Annotated in this window: 16 protein-coding genes and 1 tRNA gene; 4 read left to right on the top strand and 13 right to left on the bottom strand. The window is 61.1% G+C overall.

The genetic code is table 11. The features are described 5' to 3' along the window. Nucleotides 1–37 precede the first annotated feature (37 nt). Nucleotides 38–1,078 (top strand): AbiTii domain-containing protein, encoded by a 1,041-nt coding sequence (locus tag ACVWZT_RS06900; RefSeq protein WP_296234663.1) that lies wholly within the window; start codon nucleotides 38–40, stop codon nucleotides 1,076–1,078. Nucleotides 1,079–1,173: 95 nt separating this feature from the next. Here ACVWZT_RS06900 and ACVWZT_RS06895 read toward each other — a convergent pair. The 5 genes from ACVWZT_RS06895 to rpsU form a co-directional block, all read right to left on the bottom strand. Further along, nucleotides 1,174–1,250, bottom strand: a tRNA-Ile gene (locus tag ACVWZT_RS06895). 16 nt (nucleotides 1,251–1,266) lie between these two features. Then, nucleotides 1,267–5,010, bottom strand: a complete 3,744-nt coding sequence (locus ACVWZT_RS06890; RefSeq protein ID WP_457468712.1) for an EAL domain-containing protein — start codon at nucleotides 5,008–5,010, stop codon at nucleotides 1,267–1,269. Between the two features lie 153 nt (nucleotides 5,011–5,163). Continuing rightward, on the bottom strand, nucleotides 5,164–7,014 hold the full coding sequence (gene rpoD, locus ACVWZT_RS06885) for an RNA polymerase sigma factor RpoD (RefSeq protein ID WP_457468711.1): 1,851 nt from the start codon (nucleotides 7,012–7,014) through the stop codon (nucleotides 5,164–5,166). A 67-nt stretch (nucleotides 7,015–7,081) separates the two neighbouring features. Next, entirely contained in the window at nucleotides 7,082–9,064 is a 1,983-nt protein-coding gene (gene dnaG, locus ACVWZT_RS06880; RefSeq protein ID WP_457468709.1) for a DNA primase, read from the bottom strand. 303 nt (nucleotides 9,065–9,367) lie between these two features. Beyond that, nucleotides 9,368–9,583: a 30S ribosomal protein S21 gene (gene rpsU / locus ACVWZT_RS06875; protein WP_003255575.1), complete on the bottom strand. Its 216-nt coding sequence runs from the start codon at nucleotides 9,581–9,583 to the stop codon at nucleotides 9,368–9,370. Nucleotides 9,584–9,787: 204 nt separating this feature from the next. On the opposite strand from rpsU, the gene tsaD reads away from it, so the two are divergent. Next, complete coding sequence (tsaD, locus tag ACVWZT_RS06870) at nucleotides 9,788–10,813, top strand: tRNA (adenosine(37)-N6)-threonylcarbamoyltransferase complex transferase subunit TsaD (RefSeq protein ID WP_457468707.1); 1,026 nt, start codon at nucleotides 9,788–9,790, stop codon at nucleotides 10,811–10,813. A 3-nt stretch (nucleotides 10,814–10,816) separates the two neighbouring features. On the opposite strand, the gene plsY is transcribed toward tsaD, so the two are convergent. Next, nucleotides 10,817–11,386, bottom strand: a complete 570-nt coding sequence (gene plsY / locus ACVWZT_RS06865) for a glycerol-3-phosphate 1-O-acyltransferase PlsY (protein ID WP_457468706.1) — start codon at nucleotides 11,384–11,386, stop codon at nucleotides 10,817–10,819. Nucleotides 11,387–11,460: 74 nt separating this feature from the next. Between plsY and folB the strand changes: the two genes are divergently transcribed. Further along, complete coding sequence (gene folB / locus ACVWZT_RS06860; RefSeq protein WP_003255570.1) at nucleotides 11,461–11,817, top strand: dihydroneopterin aldolase; 357 nt, start codon at nucleotides 11,461–11,463, stop codon at nucleotides 11,815–11,817. Further along, a complete protein-coding gene (gene folK, locus ACVWZT_RS06855) occupies nucleotides 11,808–12,317 on the top strand; it encodes a 2-amino-4-hydroxy-6-hydroxymethyldihydropteridine diphosphokinase (protein ID WP_296234654.1) in 510 nt (169 codons plus the stop codon). The genes folB and folK overlap by 10 nt, the downstream gene beginning before the upstream one ends. 95 nt (nucleotides 12,318–12,412) lie before the next feature. Here folK and ACVWZT_RS06850 read toward each other — a convergent pair whose 3' ends face one another. The 7 genes from ACVWZT_RS06850 to apaG all read right to left on the bottom strand — a co-directional run bounded on the left by ACVWZT_RS06850 (nucleotide 12,413) and on the right by apaG (nucleotide 20,350). Next, complete coding sequence (locus ACVWZT_RS06850; protein ID WP_457468704.1) at nucleotides 12,413–13,519, bottom strand: multifunctional CCA addition/repair protein; 1,107 nt, start codon at nucleotides 13,517–13,519, stop codon at nucleotides 12,413–12,415. A 55-nt stretch (nucleotides 13,520–13,574) separates the two neighbouring features. Beyond that, nucleotides 13,575–15,143, bottom strand: coding sequence for a SpoVR family protein (locus ACVWZT_RS06845; RefSeq protein WP_457468702.1), 1,569 nt, complete (start codon nucleotides 15,141–15,143; stop codon nucleotides 13,575–13,577). Next, a complete protein-coding gene (locus tag ACVWZT_RS06840; protein WP_457468701.1) occupies nucleotides 15,140–16,411 on the bottom strand; it encodes a YeaH/YhbH family protein in 1,272 nt (423 codons plus the stop codon). Before ACVWZT_RS06840 ends, ACVWZT_RS06845 begins: the two co-directional genes overlap by 4 nt. Before the next feature lie 140 nt (nucleotides 16,412–16,551). Then, nucleotides 16,552–18,474 carry a PrkA family serine protein kinase gene (locus ACVWZT_RS06835; RefSeq protein ID WP_225780133.1) on the bottom strand — a complete coding sequence of 641 codons (1,923 nt, stop codon included), beginning with the start codon at nucleotides 18,472–18,474 and terminating at the stop codon, nucleotides 16,552–16,554. A 282-nt stretch (nucleotides 18,475–18,756) separates the two neighbouring features. Next, nucleotides 18,757–19,089 carry a thiosulfate sulfurtransferase GlpE gene (gene glpE, locus ACVWZT_RS06830; protein ID WP_296234646.1) on the bottom strand — a complete coding sequence of 111 codons (333 nt, stop codon included), beginning with the start codon at nucleotides 19,087–19,089 and terminating at the stop codon, nucleotides 18,757–18,759. Between the two features lie 14 nt (nucleotides 19,090–19,103). Then, nucleotides 19,104–19,970 carry a symmetrical bis(5'-nucleosyl)-tetraphosphatase gene (locus tag ACVWZT_RS06825; protein WP_296234644.1) on the bottom strand — a complete coding sequence of 289 codons (867 nt, stop codon included), beginning with the start codon at nucleotides 19,968–19,970 and terminating at the stop codon, nucleotides 19,104–19,106. Further along, a complete protein-coding gene (gene apaG, locus ACVWZT_RS06820; RefSeq protein ID WP_186675034.1) occupies nucleotides 19,970–20,350 on the bottom strand; it encodes a Co2+/Mg2+ efflux protein ApaG in 381 nt (126 codons plus the stop codon). The genes ACVWZT_RS06825 and apaG overlap by 1 nt, the downstream gene beginning before the upstream one ends. Nucleotides 20,351–20,460 lie beyond the last annotated feature (110 nt).

Genomic DNA, 20,460 nt, shown 5'->3' with positions numbered 1-20,460 from the left:
CTAAATCCGATGGCTGATAGGGTAGGCAGGTGATTTCATGAGTAATAATGCACTCGGGGTAGCTCTTCCGTTAAGTGAAGAGATCCTGACCGATATAGAATTGGGGCGCGTCTCGCTAACCAGTATCGCGCTGAAAGCCAGCCGACTGGCTAGGCTTCTGGGTGATTTTGAAAAGCAGCAGATAATGCTGTATGAGGCTAGCGGGTATCCAAGCAGTCCCAATGGTATACCGTCTGAAGTTTGGTCACTAGCGAAGATTGCTGGGCGCGTATATCAGAAGAAAATTGAAGATGAGATCAAAGAGTTCGCTCGGACCGAATCGCTTGACCAAATAGCTTTGGAAATTGAAGCCGCTCGTGAAGGTGTGAAAGCGGCTGCTGATCCGGACCTTTCAATTTCGTCAGCAAACCCCAATCAGTATGTTTTCAATCCGACGGGTAACGCTAAAGAAAGGAAGGGATATATTGATGTTATTACAATTAAGTCGAAGCTTTTAGCTGAGCGTCGAGCATATGTTCATAATTATGTTAGCGGTGTGTTTTATGAGCTCAAATTCTCCGCTGTGCCGGAGGACGTTTTTCAGCGCACGCGGATCAGAGTTGATAGCAAAGTAGGTGAGATCGTCCCAACCGCAATGAAGAAATTCGCTGCGGTATATGACAACTTGCTGTCTGAAAATGATGAGGACTGGGCGAATGCAGTTCATAGTTGCAGGCGAATTCTTCAAGATACAGCTGACGCTCTTTATCCTCCGACGGCGGATAAGGTTATAGGCGAGGGGAAAAACCAAAAAACGATAAAGCTCGGGCCGGATAACTATATCAATCGTTTAGTCGCTTACGTTGAGCAGAACTCTCACTCCGCTCGTTTTAACGAAATTGTCGGCTCCCACATGAGCTACTTGGGTGAGCGACTGGATGCAATTTTCCAAGCTGCTCAAAAGGGTTCTCATCATGTTATCGCATCGCAGGATGAAGCAGACCGCTACGTGATTTATACATACTTGGTGATTGGCGACATCTTGCAGCTGAGGGAGGATATCAAGAACGCCGAGGCTGCTGAAGGTGGGGACGACTAGAAGCGTGGACGCTTTGTGGACGTTTTCAGTCGTAGCTGAGCGATTCGGGGAGAGAGAAGCAATAATGAAAGCCACGCCCTGCGTGGCTTTGAAGGTGGTGGGCCCACACGGACTCGAACCGTGGACCAAAGGATTATGAGTCCTCTGCTCTAACCGACTGAGCTATAGGCCCTCAGTAAGTGGCCGGATTATAACGAGGGTTTCGCACCTGTGCCATCTGAAAGATCCGATAGTGCTATGCGAAGGAAACCGGCCGCAAATTCCTCCGGTGGCAGCGGCAGGCTGACGATGTAGCCCTGGATCTGCTCGCACCCTTCGGCAGCCAGAAAACGCTGCTGGGCCTGGTTTTCCACGCCTTCGGCGATGATGGTCAGCTGCATGCTGCGGCCCAGGGCGATGATCGCGCGGGCAATGGCGGCGTCGTGTGGGTCGTCGGGCAGGCCGCGAATAAACGACTTGTCGATCTTCAGGATGTCCAGCGGCAGGCGCTTGAGATAGCTCAGCGAGGAGTACCCGGTGCCGAAGTCGTCAATGGCCAGCTGCACGCCAAGTTTCTTCAACTGGTACAGCACGGCCAGGGCTTCTTCTGCCTGGCTCATGATGAAGTTCTCGGTGATTTCCAGCTGCAGGTCGCCGGCCCTCAACTGGTAGTGCCTGAGCAGCTGTTCGATACGCCGGGCCAGGTGCGGGTGGCGCAGTTGCGCGCCGGCCAGGTTGATCGACAGCGGGCCGAAAGGCTCGTAGTGCTGCTTCCAGGCCTGCATCTGGCGGCAGGCCTGCTCCAGCACCCAGTCGCCAAGCTGCAGAATGGTGCCGTTCTCTTCCGCCAGGTGGATGAAGTGCTCCGGCGGTACCTCGCCGAAGGTCGGGTGGCTCCAGCGGATCAGTGCTTCGGCACCTACCAGGCTCTGGGTCTTGAGGCTGAGCTTGGGCTGGAAGCAAAGGCTCATTTCGTTGCGTTCGATGGCGCGGCGCAGCTCATGCTCCAGGGCGATGCGTTCGCTGGCCTGGGCGGTAAGGTCGACGGTATAGGCTTCGACGCGGTTGCGGCCCTTGGCCTTGGAGCGGTACATGGCCGCGTCGGCGTTGCGGATCAGGGTGGAAACGTCGATGCCGTCCTGTGGATAAAGGCTGATGCCGATGCTGGCACTGGTAAAGAATTCGTGCTCGCCGGCCTGGAACGGCGCATTGAAGCAGGCCAGCAGCTTGTTGGCGATGGTGCTGGCGTCGCTGGGTTTGTGCAGGCCGGGCAGCAGGATGATGAATTCGTCACCGCCCAGGCGGGCCACGGTGTCGACGTCACGTACCTGCTCCTTCAGGCGTTGGGCGATGCCTTTGAGCAGCAGGTCGCCAACCGGATGGCCAAGGCTGTCATTGATGTGCTTGAAGCGATCGAGGTCGAGGAACAGCACCGCGCCCTGGCGGTTGGATTGCTGTTCACTGGTGAGCACGGCCTGCAGGCGACTTTCGAACAGGGCGCGGTTTGGCAGGCCGGTGAGCGGGTCGTGGTGAGCCTGGTAGTCGAGCTTGGCCTGGGCGTGCTTGAGGCTGGAGATGTCGGCGAACACGGCGACGAAGTGGGTGATTTCGCGCTCGCTGTTGCGCACGGCGCTGATGGTCAGCCAGCCAGGGTACAGTTCGCCGTTCTTGCGTTTGTTGTAGATCTCGCCTTGCCAGTGGCCTTCGGCAGTCAGCTGGTGCCACATGGCGGCATAGAAGGCGCTGTCGTGCTGGCCGGAAGCGAGCAGCCGCGGGGTCTGGCCGAGCGCTTCGATCTCGCTGTAGCCGGTGATTTCGCTGAAGGCGCGGTTGACGGCACTGATGCGCTGGTCGATGTCGGTGATCAGTACGCCTTCGGCGGTGTTCTCGAACACGGTGGCGGCCAGTTGCAGTTTTTCCTGCATCAGGTGGCGCTCGGTGATGTCGCGGGCGATGGTCAGCATGCAGTCGACGCCGGCAATCGGCAGGGGCCGCGCGGACAGTTCACAGAGGCGGATCTGCCCGTCGCTACGGCGAATGTGGCAGGTGAAGTCGCGCACGAAACCGTCGCGGTTGAGCTGGTCGACCAGGCGCTTGCGTTCGTTGAGGTCTACCCAGATGCCCAGATCCAGCGAGGTCTGGTCGAGGGTCGGGTGAAGGTCGTAACCGGTCAGGCGGCAGAAGCCCTCGTTCACTTCAAGCAGCAGGCCGTCGGCCTGGCGCGACAATAGCAGGCCGTCGGGGGAGGCGTGGAAGGCCTTGGCGAATTTTTCTTCCGAGGTTTGCAGCTGCTCCTGGGTTTCCTTGAGCTGGCTGATGTCGCGTACCGCAACCACCAGCGCGGGGGTACCGTCGAGCTCGAAGGTTTCGGCCGAGGTCAGGCCGGTGAACAGTTGGCCGTTACTGCGCCGGAAACTCATCTCCAGGTTGCGGATGCCACCCTGGTGCAAGCGTTCGAGCAGGCGCGGGCCGCTGCCTTCGATGCCCCACAGCTTGAGGTCGGTGGCAGTGCGACCGATGACCTGGTCCGGGGTGAGGCCGATCTGCTCTTCGAAGGCTTCGTTCACCTCCAGCAGGCAGCCGTCGCTGTGGCGGGCAATCAGCAATATGTCGGGGCACTGCTGGAACACCGAGGCGAACTTCTGTTCCGACAGGCGCAGGGCATTCTCGGTGCGCTTGGTTTCGCTGATGTCGATCATCAGCCCACGCATCACCGGCTTGTGGCCATGCTCGATCATGCTGACGATGTTGCGTACCCACAGTGGCTGGCCATCGGCCCGGATCACCCGACAGTCCAGGCTGTGGTCACGTCCGGCCGCCGTTTCGCTGTCGCAGTAGGCCTGGGCCCAGAGGGCATCATCCGGGTGCAGGATACTGGCCCAGAAGCCGGGTTTTAACCAGTCGCTCAGCGGATAACCCAGCAGGTCTTCGGCGTGAGGTGAAACGTAGCTGTAGATGAAGTCGTTGGCGTCGGCCTCCCAGGCTATGGCGGAAAGGCCCTCGACCAGGCTGCGGTAGCGATATTCGCTGCTGCGCAGCTCCTGTTCGAGGGCGATGCGCCGGGAAATCTCCGAGCTGAGGCGACGATTGATGCGAATGACCACTGCCAGCACCGCCATCAATACCAGTACCGTTGGCAGGCCATACACCAGCAGGTCGGACCAGAACATCCGTTGGTCGACCACATTGCCCACCCAGCGTTGCTGGATCTGGTTGACTTCGCCGCTGCTCATGTCGGCCATCACTTTGTCCAGAATGCCAACCAGCACCTTCTTGTCGCGTGGGGCGGCCATCGCCAGCTGGTAGCGGTAGGGCGTCTCGCCACTGACATAGAGGCCGTCCAGCTTGAGCTGGCGCAGGCTCCAGATACTCGATGCGAGGTCACCGACCACGGCGTCCACCTCATCGGTGGCCAGGGCTTGCAGCGTGGAGCTGACATTGGGCAAGGCCACCAGGTTGAGGTCTGGGTGATGCGTGCGCAGCAATTCGTGAGGGGCGTAGTTTTCCACCACGGCCACCTTCAGGCCGTACAGTTCGTCGAGGTTGCGCGGCTGTGCTCCGCCCTTATGGGCGAGGATGACGATGGGGAAGTCGAGGTACGGGCGGGTGAAGGCCAGGTAGGCCTGGCGCTCGGGGGTGGACATGATGCCGGGCAGCAGGTCGATGCGGTTTTCCCGCGCCAGCGTCAGTACTTCGGTCCAACTGTGGGGTTCGACCGGTTTGAGCGCCACTTCCAGGCGTTGTTGGATGGTAGCGATGTAATCGGCGGCCAATCCCTGGTACCGGCCCTCCTGGTCGCGAAACTCGAACGGTGGCCAAGAGGCGTCTACACCCAGGCTCAGCTGCGGGTGGGCAACCAGCCAGGCTTTTTCCTCATCTGTCAGGGTCAGGGCGCCGGCCGTTGTGTTCCACAAAACCAGGAACATCAACAGGATGGCCGGCAACAGGGACATAACGGCCTCGCATTCAGGGGGACTGAATCGAGTGTAGACGGGCATTGCTGCCGGTGTGGGGTGGAAGGTGCAGTCTTTCTTGGAGGCTGCACGATCCATGTGGGCGTTTCCGGAAGCGGAAAGAAAAACCCCGGCCTGGGCCGGGGTTTGTCATCACTCGTCGAGGAAGGAGCGCAGGTGCTCGCTGCGAGTGGGGTGGCGCAGTTTGCGCAACGCCTTCGCTTCGATCTGACGGATCCGCTCACGGGTCACGTCGAACTGCTTGCCCACCTCTTCAAGGGTGTGGTCGGTGTTCATGTCGATACCGAAGCGCATGCGCAGCACCTTGGCTTCACGCGCGGTGAGGCCCGAGAGCACGTCGCGGGTGGCTTCCTTGAGGCTTTCGACCGTGGCTACGTCGATCGGGGACTGCATGGTCGAGTCCTCGATGAAGTCGCCCAGGTGCGAATCTTCGTCATCACCGATCGGGGTTTCCATGGAGATCGGCTCTTTGGCGATCTTCAATACCTTGCGGATCTTGTCCTCAGGCATTTCCATGCGCTCGCCAAGCTCTTCCGGGGTCGGTTCGCGACCCATTTCCTGCAGCATCTGGCGGGAAATGCGGTTGAGCTTGTTGATCGTCTCGATCATGTGCACCGGGATACGGATGGTGCGTGCCTGGTCGGCGATCGAACGGGTAATCGCCTGACGGATCCACCAGGTGGCATAGGTCGAGAACTTGTAGCCGCGACGGTATTCGAACTTGTCCACCGCTTTCATCAAGCCGATGTTGCCTTCCTGGATCAGGTCGAGGAACTGCAGGCCACGGTTGGTGTACTTCTTGGCGATGGAGATCACCAGACGCAGGTTCGCCTCGACCATTTCTTTCTTGGCGCGGCGGGCCTTGGCTTCGCCGATCGACATGCGACGGTTGATTTCCTTGATCTCGGCAACGGTCAGGCCGCTTTCGTTCTCAAGGTCGATCAGCTTCTGCTGGCAAGCGACAATGGCAGCGTCCTTTTCACCCAGGGCGGCAGCCCACTTGGTGTTGCGCTTGGCCAGGTCACCGCTCCAGGTCTGGTCGGTTTCGTTGCCCGGGAACATGCGCAGGAAGTCGGCGCGTGGCATGCGCGCATCACGCACGCACAGCTGCATGATGGCACGCTCTTGCTGGCGCAGGCGGTTCAGCGCGTCACGAACACGCTCTACCAGTACCTCGAACTGCTTGGGTACCAGCTTGATCGGCATGAACAGGTCGGCCAGGGCCTGCAGGGCCTCGATGCTGTCCTTGTGCGCGCGACCGTTTTTCTTCAGGACCTTGTTGGTGGCCTGCAGCTGGTCGGAGACGGCACCGAAACGCTGGCGGGCAACTTCCGGGTCCGGGCCGCTCTCGGCCTCTTCCTCGTCGTCACCGCTTTCGGCCTCTTCCTCGTCGTCGTCGGACTCTTCCTTCGCAGCTGCGGCCTTGGCGCCCGGGATCGGCACTTCTTCGGTCGGTGCGGCGATGTTGTCGTCAGGGTCGATGTAACCGCTGAGCACGTCGGACAGGCGACCGCCTTCGCTGGTAACGCGATCATATTCGCCGAGAATGTAATCGACAGTGCCCGGGAAGTGGGCGATGGCGCCCATGACTTCACGGATGCCTTCCTCGATACGCTTGGCGATTTCGATCTCGCCTTCGCGGGTCAGCAGCTCGACGGTACCCATTTCGCGCATGTACATGCGCACCGGGTCGGTCGTGCGGCCGATATCGGTTTCAACTGCCGCCAACGCAGCAGCGGCTTCTTCGGCCGCAGCTTCGTCGGTGTCGGCTTCCGCCAACAGAAGGGCATCCGCATCCGGAGCACTCTCGAATACGTTGATCCCCATGTCGTTGATCATGCGGATGATGTCTTCCACCTGTTCCGGATCTGAAATATCCTCAGGCAGGTGGTCGTTGACCTCCGCGTAAGTCAGGTAGCCCTGCTCACGGCCGCGGGTGATCAACTCTTTGATACGAGACTGCTGTTGCGCTTTTCCGGACATAACACCCTATCCACTGAAGGTCTTGGCGGGCAAAAAACAAGCCGAGGATTATACCCGAGCATGGGCCTCACGCGCCAGATGAGGTCGGCGTTTGTGCGGGAACATTCCGGCTCAGCAGGGCGAGGAGCTGGGATTTTTCCTCGCTGGTCAATTCGCTTTGACGTGATTTCCTGAGCAGTTGTTCCAGGCTGCGCTCGCGTTGGCGGGCGGACAAGCTAGTTATAGTGTCGAAAAACTGTTGTTCAAGGTTGTCGGCCACGATCAGCCATTCCTTTTCCGCCAGCGCCCGTAGCAGACGGCCCTGTTCGGTGCCGTGCCAACGTGCGATCAACTGCATTGAGCTTAGCCCAGGATTTTTCTGCGCGGCTTCGATCAGGGCCACCAGCAGTTGGCTGTACAGGTGTTCTTCGTCGGCGAAGTGGCTGGCGTCTTCAACCTTGCCGGCCAGCAACGGATGGTGCAGCAGGGTACGCAGGGCGGCCAGGGTTGGCGGTTCGACCGGGGCCGGTACGCGCGGTGGTGCTTCGTCACGTTGTTGCCAGGGTTTGCCGCCCTTGCGGTTCTTGTCCCAGGGCTTGTCGCCCCATTGCTTCTTGCCGCTGCCCTTGTTCGGTTTCCAGGCCTGTTCCTGATGGGCGGCGGCGTAGTCGTGCTGCGGCATGTCGCCGTAGTCGGGGGTGTAGCTGGCCATGGCATCGTAATCGTAGCCAGGGTCGTAGTCCGGCACGTTGCCGGCGGCCGGAGCATGTTGCGCCAGCTGCTCGACCTGCTGCGGGTCGAGGCCGGTGATCTCGCGCAGGCGGTTGCGCATCAGCTGGCGCAGGTTGGCGCCAGGGATCTTTTCGATCAGCGGCGCCGCCAGGGTCGCCATGTGCGCCTTGCCTTCCAGCGAGCGCGGGTCGGCTTCGACGCCAAGTTGCTCGAAGAAGTAGTCGGCCAGCGGCTGGGCGTGCTGGTTGATGCGGGCCATGAAGGCATCGGTGCCTTCGGCGCGCACCAGGCTGTCCGGGTCCTCGCCTTCGGGGAGGAACAGGAAGCGCGCACGGCGGCCATCCTGCAGGTTCGGCAGGGTCGACTCCAGGGCGCGCCAGGCGGCCTTGCGCCCGGCCTGGTCGCCGTCGAAGCAGAACAGCACGCTGGGCACCACGCGGAACAGGCGCTTGAGGTGCTCTTCGCTGGTGGCTGTACCGAGGGTGGCCACGGCATTGCGCAGGCCCTGCTGGGCCAGGGCGATGACGTCCATGTAGCCCTCGACGACGATGATTTCGTCGAGGTTGCGGTTGTGCTTGCGTGCCTCGTACAGGCCGTACAGTTCCTGGCCCTTGTGGAACACCGGGGTTTCCGGAGAGTTCAGGTACTTCGGCTTGTCATCGCCGAGCACCCGGCCACCGAAGGCGATGATGCGCCCGCGGCTGTCACGGATCGGGAACATCACCCGGTCGCGGAAGCGGTCGTAGCGCTTGCCGGTTTCGGCGTTTTCGATCAGCAGGCCGGCGTCGATCATCACCTTCTGCTGCAGGCTATCGGCACCCAGGTGCTTGAGCAGGTTGTCCCAGCCAGGCGGGGCGAAACCCAGGCCGAAGTCGCGGGCGATCTCCCCGGACAGGCCGCGGCCCTTGAGGTAGTCCACCGCCGCCTTGCGGGTCGGGTGGCTGCGCAGGGCCTGACGGTAGAACTCCGAGGCCGCATCCAGTAGCGGGTACAGCGGCGAATCGGTGGGCTGGCGCGGTTTGTGGTCGCGGCGGCCTTGCTCGCGGGGTACTTCCATGCCAGCGGCGCGGGCCAGCTCCTCGACTGCCTGGGGAAAGTCCAGGTTGTCGTGGTCCATGACGAAGCCCAGGGCATTGCCACCGGCACCGCAGCCGAAGCAGTAATAGAACTGCTTGTCGGGGCTGACCGTGAAGGAAGGGGTCTTTTCCTTGTGGAACGGGCAGCAGGCAGAGTAGTTCTTGCCAGTCTTTTTCAGCTGGACGCGCGAACTCACCACATCGACGATGTCGAGGCGGTTGATCAGGTCGTCAATGAAACTCTGGGGAATCAGCCCGGCCATGGCAGTCTCGTCATCTGGCAACTGGCAAGTCTAATCGCTCACGCGCCGAATGGGGCGGGTGCCGCTTGGAGAAGTACGAGGGAAAATGTGCTCGTCGCCAGCCCCGTAGGGCTCGTCAGTCGGACGTGCACGTCTGGTCATACAACAAGGAGGACCAGCTCTGACGTTTCAGGCAGGTTGCCCATGTGCAGTTCGCAAGAAGCTTGTGCTGGGCCTTGAGCTAGCTGCTCAAGTGTGAAGCGACCACTGCCATCGCCCGGCGGTTAGCCGGGCAGGGCAGAAGCTTTGCGTAGAACGCCTGTATTAGTACAGACGAACGGCGCGGCGCTGTTCGCGCTGAACTTTCTTGGCGTGACGCTTAACAGCAGCAGCTGCTTTGCGCTTACGCTCGGCGGTCGGCTTCTCGTAAAACTCGCGGCTACGAACTTCAGCCAGTACACCGGCTTTTTCGCAGGAGCGCTTGAAACGACGCAGAGCTACGTCGAAGGGTTCGTTCTCTTTAACTTTGACGGCTGGCATCCAGGGCTACCTTAATTCATTACCGGGGTAGACGTGCTCCTGGCAAAACAAAGGTGTGCTGGAGAACGTCGGTTTTCAAGGGTTGCGGATGTTAACCCTTAGCAAGCCGGAATGCAAAGCCTCTGATCGAAAACCGCTGGTCGGCATTCGACACGGGGACTATCATGCGCGGCTTCGAATTCAGCCCCCACAAGGGACGAACCCATGCTAGTACTGGGATTGGAAACATCCTGCGACGAAACTGGTGTCGCATTATATGACAGTGAGCGCGGTTTGTTGGCCGACGCCCTGTTCAGCCAGATCGACCTGCACCGCGTGTTCGGCGGGGTGGTACCCGAGCTTGCCTCGCGTGACCACGTCAAGCGCATGTTGCCGCTTATCCGCCAGGTTCTGGACGAGGCCGGCTGCGTCGCCACCGAGATCGACGCCATTGCCTATACCGCCGGCCCCGGCCTGGTCGGGGCGTTGCTGGTGGGCGCGTCCTGTGCCCAGGCGCTGGCCTTTGCCTGGGGCATCCCGGCGATTGGCGTGCACCATATGGAAGGCCATCTGCTGGCGCCCATGCTGGAGCAGAATCCACCTGAGTTTCCGTTCGTCGCCTTGTTGGTCTCGGGCGGCCACACCCAGCTGGTGCGCGTCGATGGCATCGGCCATTACGAGCTGTTGGGCGAGAGCCTGGATGACGCCGCCGGCGAAGCGTTCGACAAGACCGCCAAGCTGATCGGCCTGAACTATCCCGGTGGCCCGGAAATCGCTCGCCTGGCCGAGCGTGGTGTGCCGGGGCGCTTCGTGTTCCCGCGGCCGATGACCGACCGCCCGGGCCTGGAGTTCAGCTTCAGCGGCCTGAAAACCTTCGCCCTGAACACCTGGCAGCAATGCCGCGATGCCGGCGACGACAATGAGCAAACCCGTTGCGACCTGTCCCTGGCATTCCAGCAGGCGGTGGTAGAGACTCTGACCATCAAGTGCAAGCGGGCACTGAAGCAGACCGGCCTCAAGCGCCTGGTCATCGCCGGTGGCGTCAGCGCCAACAATGCGTTGCGCGCATCCCTCGAGGACATGCTCGCCAGCATCAAGGGCAACGTGTACTACGCGCGCCCGCAGTTCTGTACCGATAACGGCGCGATGATCGCCTACGCTGGCTGCCAGCGGTTGTTGGCCGGGCAGCAGCAGGACCTGGCAATCAGCGTGCAGGCACGCTGGCCGATGGAGCAGTTGCCGCCGGTCTGACGGCTAGAAATGCCGCTCGCGCCCGGCGAACAGGTCTCGCAGGTTGCTGCGGTGGCGCCATACGATCATGACCGTGAGCACGCTGATCGGCAGCAGGGCCTCGGGCTCGCGCCACGCCAGCAAGGGCAAGGCCAGCGGTGTGGCGATCAGCGCGGCCAGCGAACTGGTACGGGTAAGGTAGAAGGTCAGCAGCCAGGCGCCGATGGCCAGTAGCGCGGCCGGGAAGTACAGGGCCATGAGCATGCCGGCGGCGGTCGCCACGCCCTTGCCGCCGCGGAAGCGGAAGTACAGCGGGAACAGGTGGCCCAGCACCGCGCACACGCCAACCCAGGCCTGCGCCTGCAGGTCCAGCCCGGCAAGGCGGGCGAGCAATACCGGCAACAGGCCCTTGCACAGGTCGCCAAGCAGGGTCAGGATCGCCAGTTTGCGGCCTGCCAGGCGTAGCATGTTGGTGGCGCCGGCGTTGCCTGAACCGCTGGAACGCGGGTCCGGGCTGCCCGCAAGGCGGCTGAGTACAATGGCGAAGGACAGCGAGCCGAGCAGGTAGGCGAGCAGCGCCAGTAACCAAAACATGCTAACTATTCCGGGCGAGGACGCCCTGATTCTAACGGCGCCAGTCGCCCTTGTCGTGCTGTGGAGAGAAGTGCTTGGACAGAGTGTTCATCGAAGGCCTGGAAGTCGATACCGTCATCGGTGCCTATGACTGGGAGCGGGATATTCGCCAGTGCTTGCGCCTGGATCTGAGCTTTGCCTGGGACAACCGCCCGGCTGCTGCTGGTGACGACCTGAGCCTGGCACTGGATTACGCCAGTGTGTCGGCGCGTATCCAGGCGTTTGCCGAACAGGCCCGCTTCGAACTGGTGGAAACCTTCGCCGAGCGCCTGGTGGCAACGTTGATGGACGAGTTCCACATTCCGTGGGTGCGGTTGAAGCTGACCAAGCCGGGGGCTGTGCCGGCGGCCCGAGGTGGTGTTGGCGTGGAGATCGAGCGCGGATGTCTCTGAGCACGGTTTACCTGGGCCTTGGCAGCAACATCGACCGCGAGGCGCACTTGTGCGCCGGGCTCGATGCTTTGGCCGGCATCCTCACCGGCATGCGCTGTTCGCCGGCATTCGAAAGCCAGGCGGTAGGTATCAAGAGCGGGCCGTTCATCAACTTCGTGGTAACCGGGCAGACGGCGTTGCCGTTGATCGAGCTGGACCGCCGGCTGAAGTTCATCGAGGCCGACAACGGCCGCTATGCACCAGACCGCAAGGGGCTGCCGCTGGATATCGATGTGCTGATGTACGACGATTTGCTCGGCACCTTCGACGGGCTTGTGCTGCCCCGCGCCGAGATCCTGAAGAACGCCTTCGTGCTGTGGCCGCTATCGCTGCTGGCGCCTGACCTGGTGCATCCGGGAGTGGGCAAGAGCATGGCGCAGTTGTGGCAGGAAGCGCGGATTGACCAGGTATTGGCGCCGGTTGCCTTTGAATGGCATGGGTTGCAGCTGACTCCGGCTTGAGCCTGTACCGGCCCTTTCGCGGCTAAAGCCGCTCCATAGGGATGGCTTGAGCCTTGTAGGAGCAACTTTTTTAGCCGCGAAAGGGCCGCTATGTCCTAATTGCGCTGGTAAGCCTCAAGCGCTTTCAACCGCTCGGCCTTGAGCGCTTCGCCCAGTGCCTGGCCGGTCAGCCCGGCCTGCACCAGCGGTTTTACATCCACCGCCCGCGCTGCAGCTGCCGCGCCTCGCAGGTAATCGGCCTGTGGATAACCTGCCTTGCCCTCGCCCAGTGCGATCATCTGGCAAGCGACCAGGAAATCCTCGAACCGCTGCGGCCGCCGGTACACATCGAACTTGTGCAACAACTCCAGTAGCGCCGTGGCAGGCAGCGCCAATGCCTGGTTGCCCTGTGCCAGGCATTCCCCCGTCAGCAGCGCCAGCTCCTGGCATTCCCGCGGCGCCTTGAGACGCTGATTGACGGCTTTGATCGAGGCAGGGGGCAGCCCATGCAGCAGGCAGGCCCAGCGCACATGCAGGGCTTGCTCGTGCAGCGCCGCCTGTTCCAGCGCCAGCAGCGCCTGGGTATCGCCTTCAAGCTCGGGCAGCAGCTCCGGCAGGGCACCGCAGGCATGCAGCACCTGGAAGAACACTTGCGGCTGCGCTTCCATCAGCGCCCGCTCGATTTCCTTCCAGCTGCGTTCGGCAGTCAACGCCTGCAGCTCGCCCGAAGCACTGATCTGGCGCATCAGTTCCAAGGTTTCCTCGGCCACCCGGAAACCCAGCGGTGCATAACGGGCAGCGAAACGCGCGACGCGCAGCACGCGTAAGGGATCTTCGGCAAATGCCGGGGAAACGTGGCGTAACAGGCGCTGATCGAGATCGCGCTTGCCGTGGTAGGGGTCGTACAGGACGCCCGCTTCGTCCTCGGCCATCGCATTGATGGTCAGGTCGCGGCGAATCAGGTCTTCCTCCAGCGTCACGTCGGGGCTGGCATGGAAGGTGAAGCCACCGTAACCACGGCCGCTTTTGCGCTCGGTGCGTGCAAGGGCGTATTCCTCGCCGGTTTTCGGGTGCAGGAATACCGGGAAGTCAGCTCCGACCGGGCGGTAGCCCTTGGCGTGCATTTCCTCGACCGTGGCGCCGACCACCAGCCAGTCGATGTCGCTGACCGGGCGGCCGAGCAAGCGGTCGCGCACGGCGCCGCCGACTTTGTAGATGTGCATGTGCAGCTCTCCATAACTGCCGACAGGATAACCCGTCGGCAGCCATGGCGTTGCATCAGAGGTGGTGGATGACAGCCAGGTCCATGCGCCCGTAGTCGGCGTTTTCGCCGTGCTCGCCGCGCGGTGGCATGTGGTGGGTCTTCATCACCTGGTCGCCCTGCACGGTTTCCAGGTGGATGTCGAAGCCCCACAGGCGGTGCAGGTGCTTGAGCACTTCATCGGTGGAATCGCCCAGCGGTTTACGGTTGTGTTGCTGGTGGCGCAGGGTCAGCGAGCGGTCGCCGCGGCGATCGACGCTCCAGATCTGCACGTTCGGTTCGCGGTTGCCCAGGTTGTACTGTGCCGCCAGTTGCTCGCGAATGATCCGGTAGCCGGCCTCGTCATGAATGGCCGGCACCAGCAGGTCGTCGCGCTGGTCATCATCGAGGATGCTGAACAGCTTGAGGTCACGCATCACCTTGGGTGACAGGTATTGCAGGATGAAGCTCTCGTCCTTGAAGCTGCTCATGGCGAACTTGATGGTAGAAAGCCAGTCACTGCCGGCAATGTCGGGGAACCAGTGGCGATCTTCCTCGGTCGGGTTTTCGCACATGCGGCGGATGTCGGTGTACATGGCAAAACCCAGCGCGTAGGGGTTTATGCCGTTGTAGTACGGGCTGTCGAAGCCGGGCTGGAACACTACACTGGTGTGCGATTGCAGGAACTCCATCATGAAGCCTTCGGTAATCAGCCCCTCGTCGTACAAGTCATTCATCAGGGTGTAGTGCCAGAAGGTCGCCCAACCTTCGTTCATGACCTGGGTCTGACGCTGCGGGTAGAAGTACTGGGCAATCTTGCGCACGATGCGTACCACTTCACGCTGCCACGGTTCCAGCAGCGGGGCGTTCTTCTCGATGAAATACAGGATGTTCTCCTGCGGTTCGGCGGGGAAGCGCGCATCATCGCGCTCATTGCCCTTGTCAGCGCTCTTCGGAATGGTCCGCCACAGGTCGTTGATCTGCCGTTGCAGGTGCTCTTCGCGGTCCTTCTGCCGGCGCCGTTCTTCTTCGGCGGAAATCGGGTAAGGGCGCTTGTAGCGGTCGACGCCATAGTTCATAAGCGCATGACAGGAGTCGATCAGGTCCTCCACGGCATCGATGCCATGGCGCTCTTCACACTGGGCGATGTACTGCTTGGCGAACACCAGGTAGTCGATGATCGAGCTGGCGTCGGTCCAGGTGCGGAACAGGTAGTTGCCCTTGAAGAAGCTGTTATGGCCGTAGCAGGCATGGGCGATCACCAGTGCCTGCATGCACATGGTGTTTTCTTCCATCAGGTAGGCGATGCACGGGTCGGAGTTGATCACGATTTCGTAGGCCAGGCCCATCTGGCCACGGCTGTAGGACTTTTCCGTGCTGAGGAACTGTTTGCCATAGGACCAGTGGTGGTAGCCCAGCGGCATGCCGACCGAGGCGTAGGCATCCATCATCTGCTCGGCGGTAATCACTTCGATCTGGTTGGGGTAGGTGTCCAGGGCATAACGCTCGGCCAGGCGGCTGATTTCCCGGTCGTAGGTCTGGATCAGTTCGAACGTCCACTCGGACCCGGTGGAAATGGGTTGGCGTCTCTGTGCTCTGGCGGTCATGTGGCTAACCTGCGCTGGAAGAGTTCACGGAAGACCGGGTAGATATCACCGGCCGATACCAACTGTTGCTGGGCGAACGTGTCGGGGAAGGCTTCACCGATGCGCTCGTATTCGTACCACAGCGCCTGGTGCTCACGTGGGGTGATCTCGACGTAAGTGTAGTACTGCACATGCGGCATGATCTGCTTGGGCAGGATGTCGCGGCAGATCGGCGAGTCGTCGTTCCAGTTGTCGCCGTCGGAGGCCTGGGCGGCGTAAATGTTCCAGTCACTGGCCGGGTAGCGCTCGGCCATGATTTCCTGCATCAGCTTGAGCGCGCTGGAAACGATGGTGCCGCCGGTTTCCCGGGAATAGAAGAATTCTTCCTCGTCGACTTCACGGGCGCTGGTGTGGTGACGGATGAACACCACTTCGATGCGGTCGTAGTTACGCTTGAGGAACAGGTACAGCAGGATGAAGAAGCGTTTGGCGATGTCCTTGGTGGCCTGGGTCATCGACCCGGACACGTCCATCAGGCAGAACATCACCGCCTTGGAGCTGGGGTTAGGCTGCTTGACCAGCAGGTTGTACTTGAGGTCGAAGGTATCGAGGAAGGGCAGGCGGTTGATGCGGGCCTTCAGGCGCTCGATTTCCTGCTCGACTTCCTGGATATCGGTGAAATTATCCGGCTCCTCGACCTTCAGGCGTGCAAGTTCCTTCTGCGCTTCGCGCAGCAGGGCGCGGCTGCTACCAGTCAGGGCGATGCGCCGGGCATGCGCCGAGCGCAGGGTGCGCACGATGTTGATGCGTGACGGGTTGCCTTCGTTGGCGATACCGGCGCGCACGGTCTTGAAGGTATCGGCACCGGTCAGGTGGCGTTTGACCAGGTTGGGCAGTTCGAGGTCCTCGAACATGAACTCGAGAAACTCTTCCTGGGTGATCTGGAAAACGAAGTCGTCCATGCCCTCGCCGGAGTTTCCGGCCTTGCCACGGCCGCTACCACCACCGCCACCTTGTGGCCTGGGAATGTGTTCGCCGGCGGTGAATTCCTTGTTGCCCGGGTGCACGATGGTCTGCTTGCCGCCGCGACCATGGTGCAGCACCGGTTCGTCGATGTCGCGCCCCGGAATGCTGATCTGCTCGCCATGTTCCATGTCCATGATGGAACGGCGGCTTACCGCCTCTTCGACGGCTTTCTTGATGTGTTCGCGGTACCGCCGCAGAAAGCGCTGGCGGTTGACCGTGCTCTTGTTCTTGCCGTTCAGGCGTCGGTCTATAACGTAGCTCATGGTCCCTCCGGTAGCTGGAGCAGCTGCAAGCCACAAGCTTCAGGCTGCAGGAAAATGCAGCCACCGCCGCTGCAGGCTGCAGCGCCGGGCTCGCGCTCGGCGCCGTGCAACCTGGAGCTTGCGGCTTGTAGCTTGCCGCCTTATTGCGATTTCCTGACCCGCAGGTACCATTCCGACAGCAGGCGAACCTGTTTGTCGGTGTAGCCACGCTCCACCATGCGCGTGACGAAGTCGTTGTGTTTCTGTTGGTCCTCCTTGCTGGCCTTGGCGTTGAAGCTGATGACCGGCAGCAGGTCCTCGGTGTTGGAGAACATTTTCTTCTCGATCACCACCCGCAGCTTTTCGTAGCTCAGCCAGCTCGGGTTCTTGCCGTTGTTGTTGGCACGCGCGCGCAGCACGAAGTTGACGATCTCGTTGCGGAAATCTTTCGGGTTGCTGATGCCGGCCGGCTTCTCGATCTTCTCCAGTTCTTCGTTGAGGGCGATACGGTTGAGAATTTCGCCGGTCTCCGGGTCGCGGTATTCCTGGTCCTGAATCCAGAAGTCGGCGTACAGCACGTAGCGGTCGAAGATGTTCTGCCCGTACTCGCTGTAGGACTCCAGGTAGGCGGTCTGGATTTCCTTGCCGATGAACTCGATGTAGCGAGGGGCAAGATACTCCTTCAGGTAGCGCAGGTAGCGCTCGCGCACTTCAGCGGGGAACTGTTCCTGCTCGATCTGCTGCTCCAGCACGTACAGCAGGTGCACCGGGTTGGCAGCCACTTCATGCGGGTCGAAGTTGAACACCTTGGACAGGATCTTGAAGGCGAAGCGGGTCGACAGGCCATTCATGCCCTCATCGACGCCTGCGGCATCGCGGTACTCCTGGATCGACTTGGCCTTTGGATCGGTGTCCTTGAGGTTTTCCCCGTCATACACCCGCATTTTCGAATAGATATTTGAGTTTTCCGGCTCTTTCAGGCGCGAAAGCACAGTGAACTGGGCCAGCATCTTCAGCGTGTCCGGGGCGCAGTGGGCCTTGGCCAGCGAACTGTTGACCAGCAGCTTGTCGTAGATCTTGATCTCGTCACTGACGCGCAGGCAGTACGGCACCTTGACGATGTAGATCCGGTCGATGAACGCCTCGTTGTTCTTGTTGTTGCGGAAGGTGTGCCATTCCGATTCGTTGGAGTGGGCCAGGAGGATCCCGGAGTAGGGGATGGCACCGAGGCCTTCGGTACTGTTGTAGTTGCCTTCCTGGGTGGCGGTGAGCAACGGGTGCAAGACCTTGATCGGGGCCTTGAACATCTCGACGAATTCCATCAGGCCCTGGTTGGCCCGGCACAGCGCGCCCGAATAGCTGTAGGCGTCGGCGTCGTTCTGCGGGAATTCCTCGAGTTTGCGGATATCCACCTTGCCGACCAGGGCCGAGATGTCCTGGTTGTTCTCGTCACCCGGTTCGGTCTTGGCGATGGCGACCTGGTTGAGGATCGACGGGTACAGCTTCACCACCTTGAACTTGCTGATGTCGCCGCCGAACTCTTGCAGGCGCTTGGTGGCCCAGGGCGACATGATGGTATTCAGGTAGCGCCGCGGAATGCCGAATTCTTCCTCGAGGATCGCCCCGTCTTCGCTGGCATTGAACAGCCCCAGGGGCGACTCGAACACCGGCGAACCCTTGATGGCATAGAAAGGAACCTTTTCCATCAGCTGTTTGAGTTTTTCGGCCAGCGACGATTTACCGCCGCCCACCGGGCCCAGCAGATAGAGGATCTGCTTCTTCTCTTCCAGGCCTTGGGCGGCGTGGCGGAAGTACGACACGATCTGGTCGATGCACTCTTCCATGCCATGGAAGTCGGCAAACGCCGGATAGCGGCGGATGACCTTGTTGGAGAAGATACGCGACAGCCTGGAGTTGGTAGAGGTGTCGATCAGCTCTGGCTCACCGATGGCCAGCAACAGCCGTTCGGCCGCCGATGCGTAGGCACTGCGATCCTCTTTGCACAGCTCGAGGTACTCCTGCAGCGTTAGTTCTTCCTGGCGCGTTGACTCGAAACGTTGTTGGAAGTGGCTAAAAATACTCATGACGTCACCTCGCTCGATACCTTGAGACGACGCCGGATCAGTCAGCTGATGCTGGCACGCAACCGGGTTTGCCGGTTGCTGTATACCCCCCAAACACCCTGTAACGCTACCGATGACCCGCACGCCGGTGTACCGGCTCTCCCCTTTTTCTGGATGGCCTGCGCTTAAGAATAGTTGGTTATCCGCAAGGTCAAGGGCGAGGGGCGGAGAAGTTGCGACCGACCGTTCGTCAGATATGCCGCGAGCCCGCACAGGGCGCGGGCTGCAGTGTGTATGAAAAATTTATTCGGCAGCGCCCTGGGCGGTCTCGTTCGGGTAGGTGGCACGCCACAGCTCGAAGCCGCCGTCGACGCTGTAGACCTCGGAAAACCCTTGGTTTGCCAGGTAGGCCGCGGCGCTTTGGCTGGAATTGCCGTGGTAGCACACCACCAGGGTCGGGGCATCGAGGTCGGCATTGCGGATGAACTCGGCAACCGAATGGTTATCCAGATGCTTGGCACCGGTAATGTGGCCGGCGGCGAAAGCCTGGGGGTCGCGAATATCGACGACGACCGCACCGTCTTTCTTGCGAAGCTCCAAGGCCTGCTCGGGAGGGATGCGCTTGAATTCGCTCATGGGTACTACTTCCTTCAGGTGTGGTCGTTGAGTGTAGTGGGTTGCGCCGGTTGGCGCAGGGTGCCGTCGTCGGCGCAGTCACAGCGGTGGTACTCACCGCTGTCGACGTTGTACAGGGTCATGGCGCCACCCCACACGCAGCCGGTGTCCAGGGCAATGATGCCAGGTTCGTTGACGTGGCCCAGCAGGGCCGCCCAGTGGCCGAAGATGATCTTCACGTGGCGTGAGCGGCGCTCCTTGTGGGCGAACCAGGGCTTGTAGCCTTTGGGAGCGGTGTCCAGGCCTTCCTTGCTCTTGAGGTCGAGCTTGCCCTCGGCAGTGCAGAAGCGCATGCGCGTGAGGTAGTTGGTGATGACCCGCAGGCGTTCGACGCCGCAAAGGTTCTTGCTCCACTTGTTCGGCTCGTTGCCGTACATGCCGTCCAGGTACTGCTTCAGGCGGCTATCGTCGCGCAGCACTTCCTCGACTTCGCCAGCCAGGGCCAAGGCCTTGCCCAAGGTCCATTGCGGTGGAATGCCGGCGTGCACCAGGGCAATGCCCCGGGGCTCGTCATAGTGCAGCAGCTTTTGCTGGCGTAGCCAGTCGAACAATTGGTCGGCATCCGGCGCTTCGATGATCTCGCGCAGGGTGTCGCTCTTCTTCAGGCGTTCGACGTTATGCCATACGGCCAGCAGGTGCAGGTCATGGTTGCCCAGCACGCACACCAGCGACTGGCGGATCGAATACAAAAAGCGCAGGGTTTCCAGCGACTCGGGGCCACGGTTTACCAGGTCGCCGACCAGCCACAGGCGGTCGACGGCGGGGTTGAAGCTGACGCGTTCAAGCAGGCACTTGAGTGGCTGCAGGCAGCCCTGCAGATCCCCGACAGCATAGGTAGCCATCAGTGCAGCGCCCCGGGTACCGCCAGGCGGAAGGGGGCGATCTGTGCATCGAAGCGTTTGCCGTCTTCGGCGAACATCTGGTAGCTGCCCTGCATGGTGCCTACGCGGGTGCTTATGACGGCGCCGCTGCTGTAGGTGTGGCTCTGGCCGGGAGCGATGTTGGGCTGCTGGCCGACCACGCCGGCACCGCGTACTTCCTCGACCTCGCCGTCACCGTTGGTGATCAGCCAGTGGCGCGACAGCAACTTGGCATTGAGCGAGCCGTTGTTCTGCACGGTGATGGTGTAGGCGAAAGCGAAACGACTGTTTTCCGGGTCGGATTGTTCTTTGAGGTAGCGGGTCACGACGCTGACGTCGATCTGATAGCGGGGGTCGGACATGCAAGGGCCTTGGGAGAACTGACGCAAAAACGCAGTCTAGGCCATTGAGCGGGGGGAGGGCCAGCGGTGTGGCGACTTGGGGATATCTACAGTCTGTGCCGGCCTGTTCG

The sequence above is a fragment of the Pseudomonas sp. TE21394 genome (genome assembly GCF_054057835.1).
The sequence above is the reverse complement of the archived record's forward strand: the minus strand, read 5'-3'. Positions and strand labels throughout refer to the sequence as shown.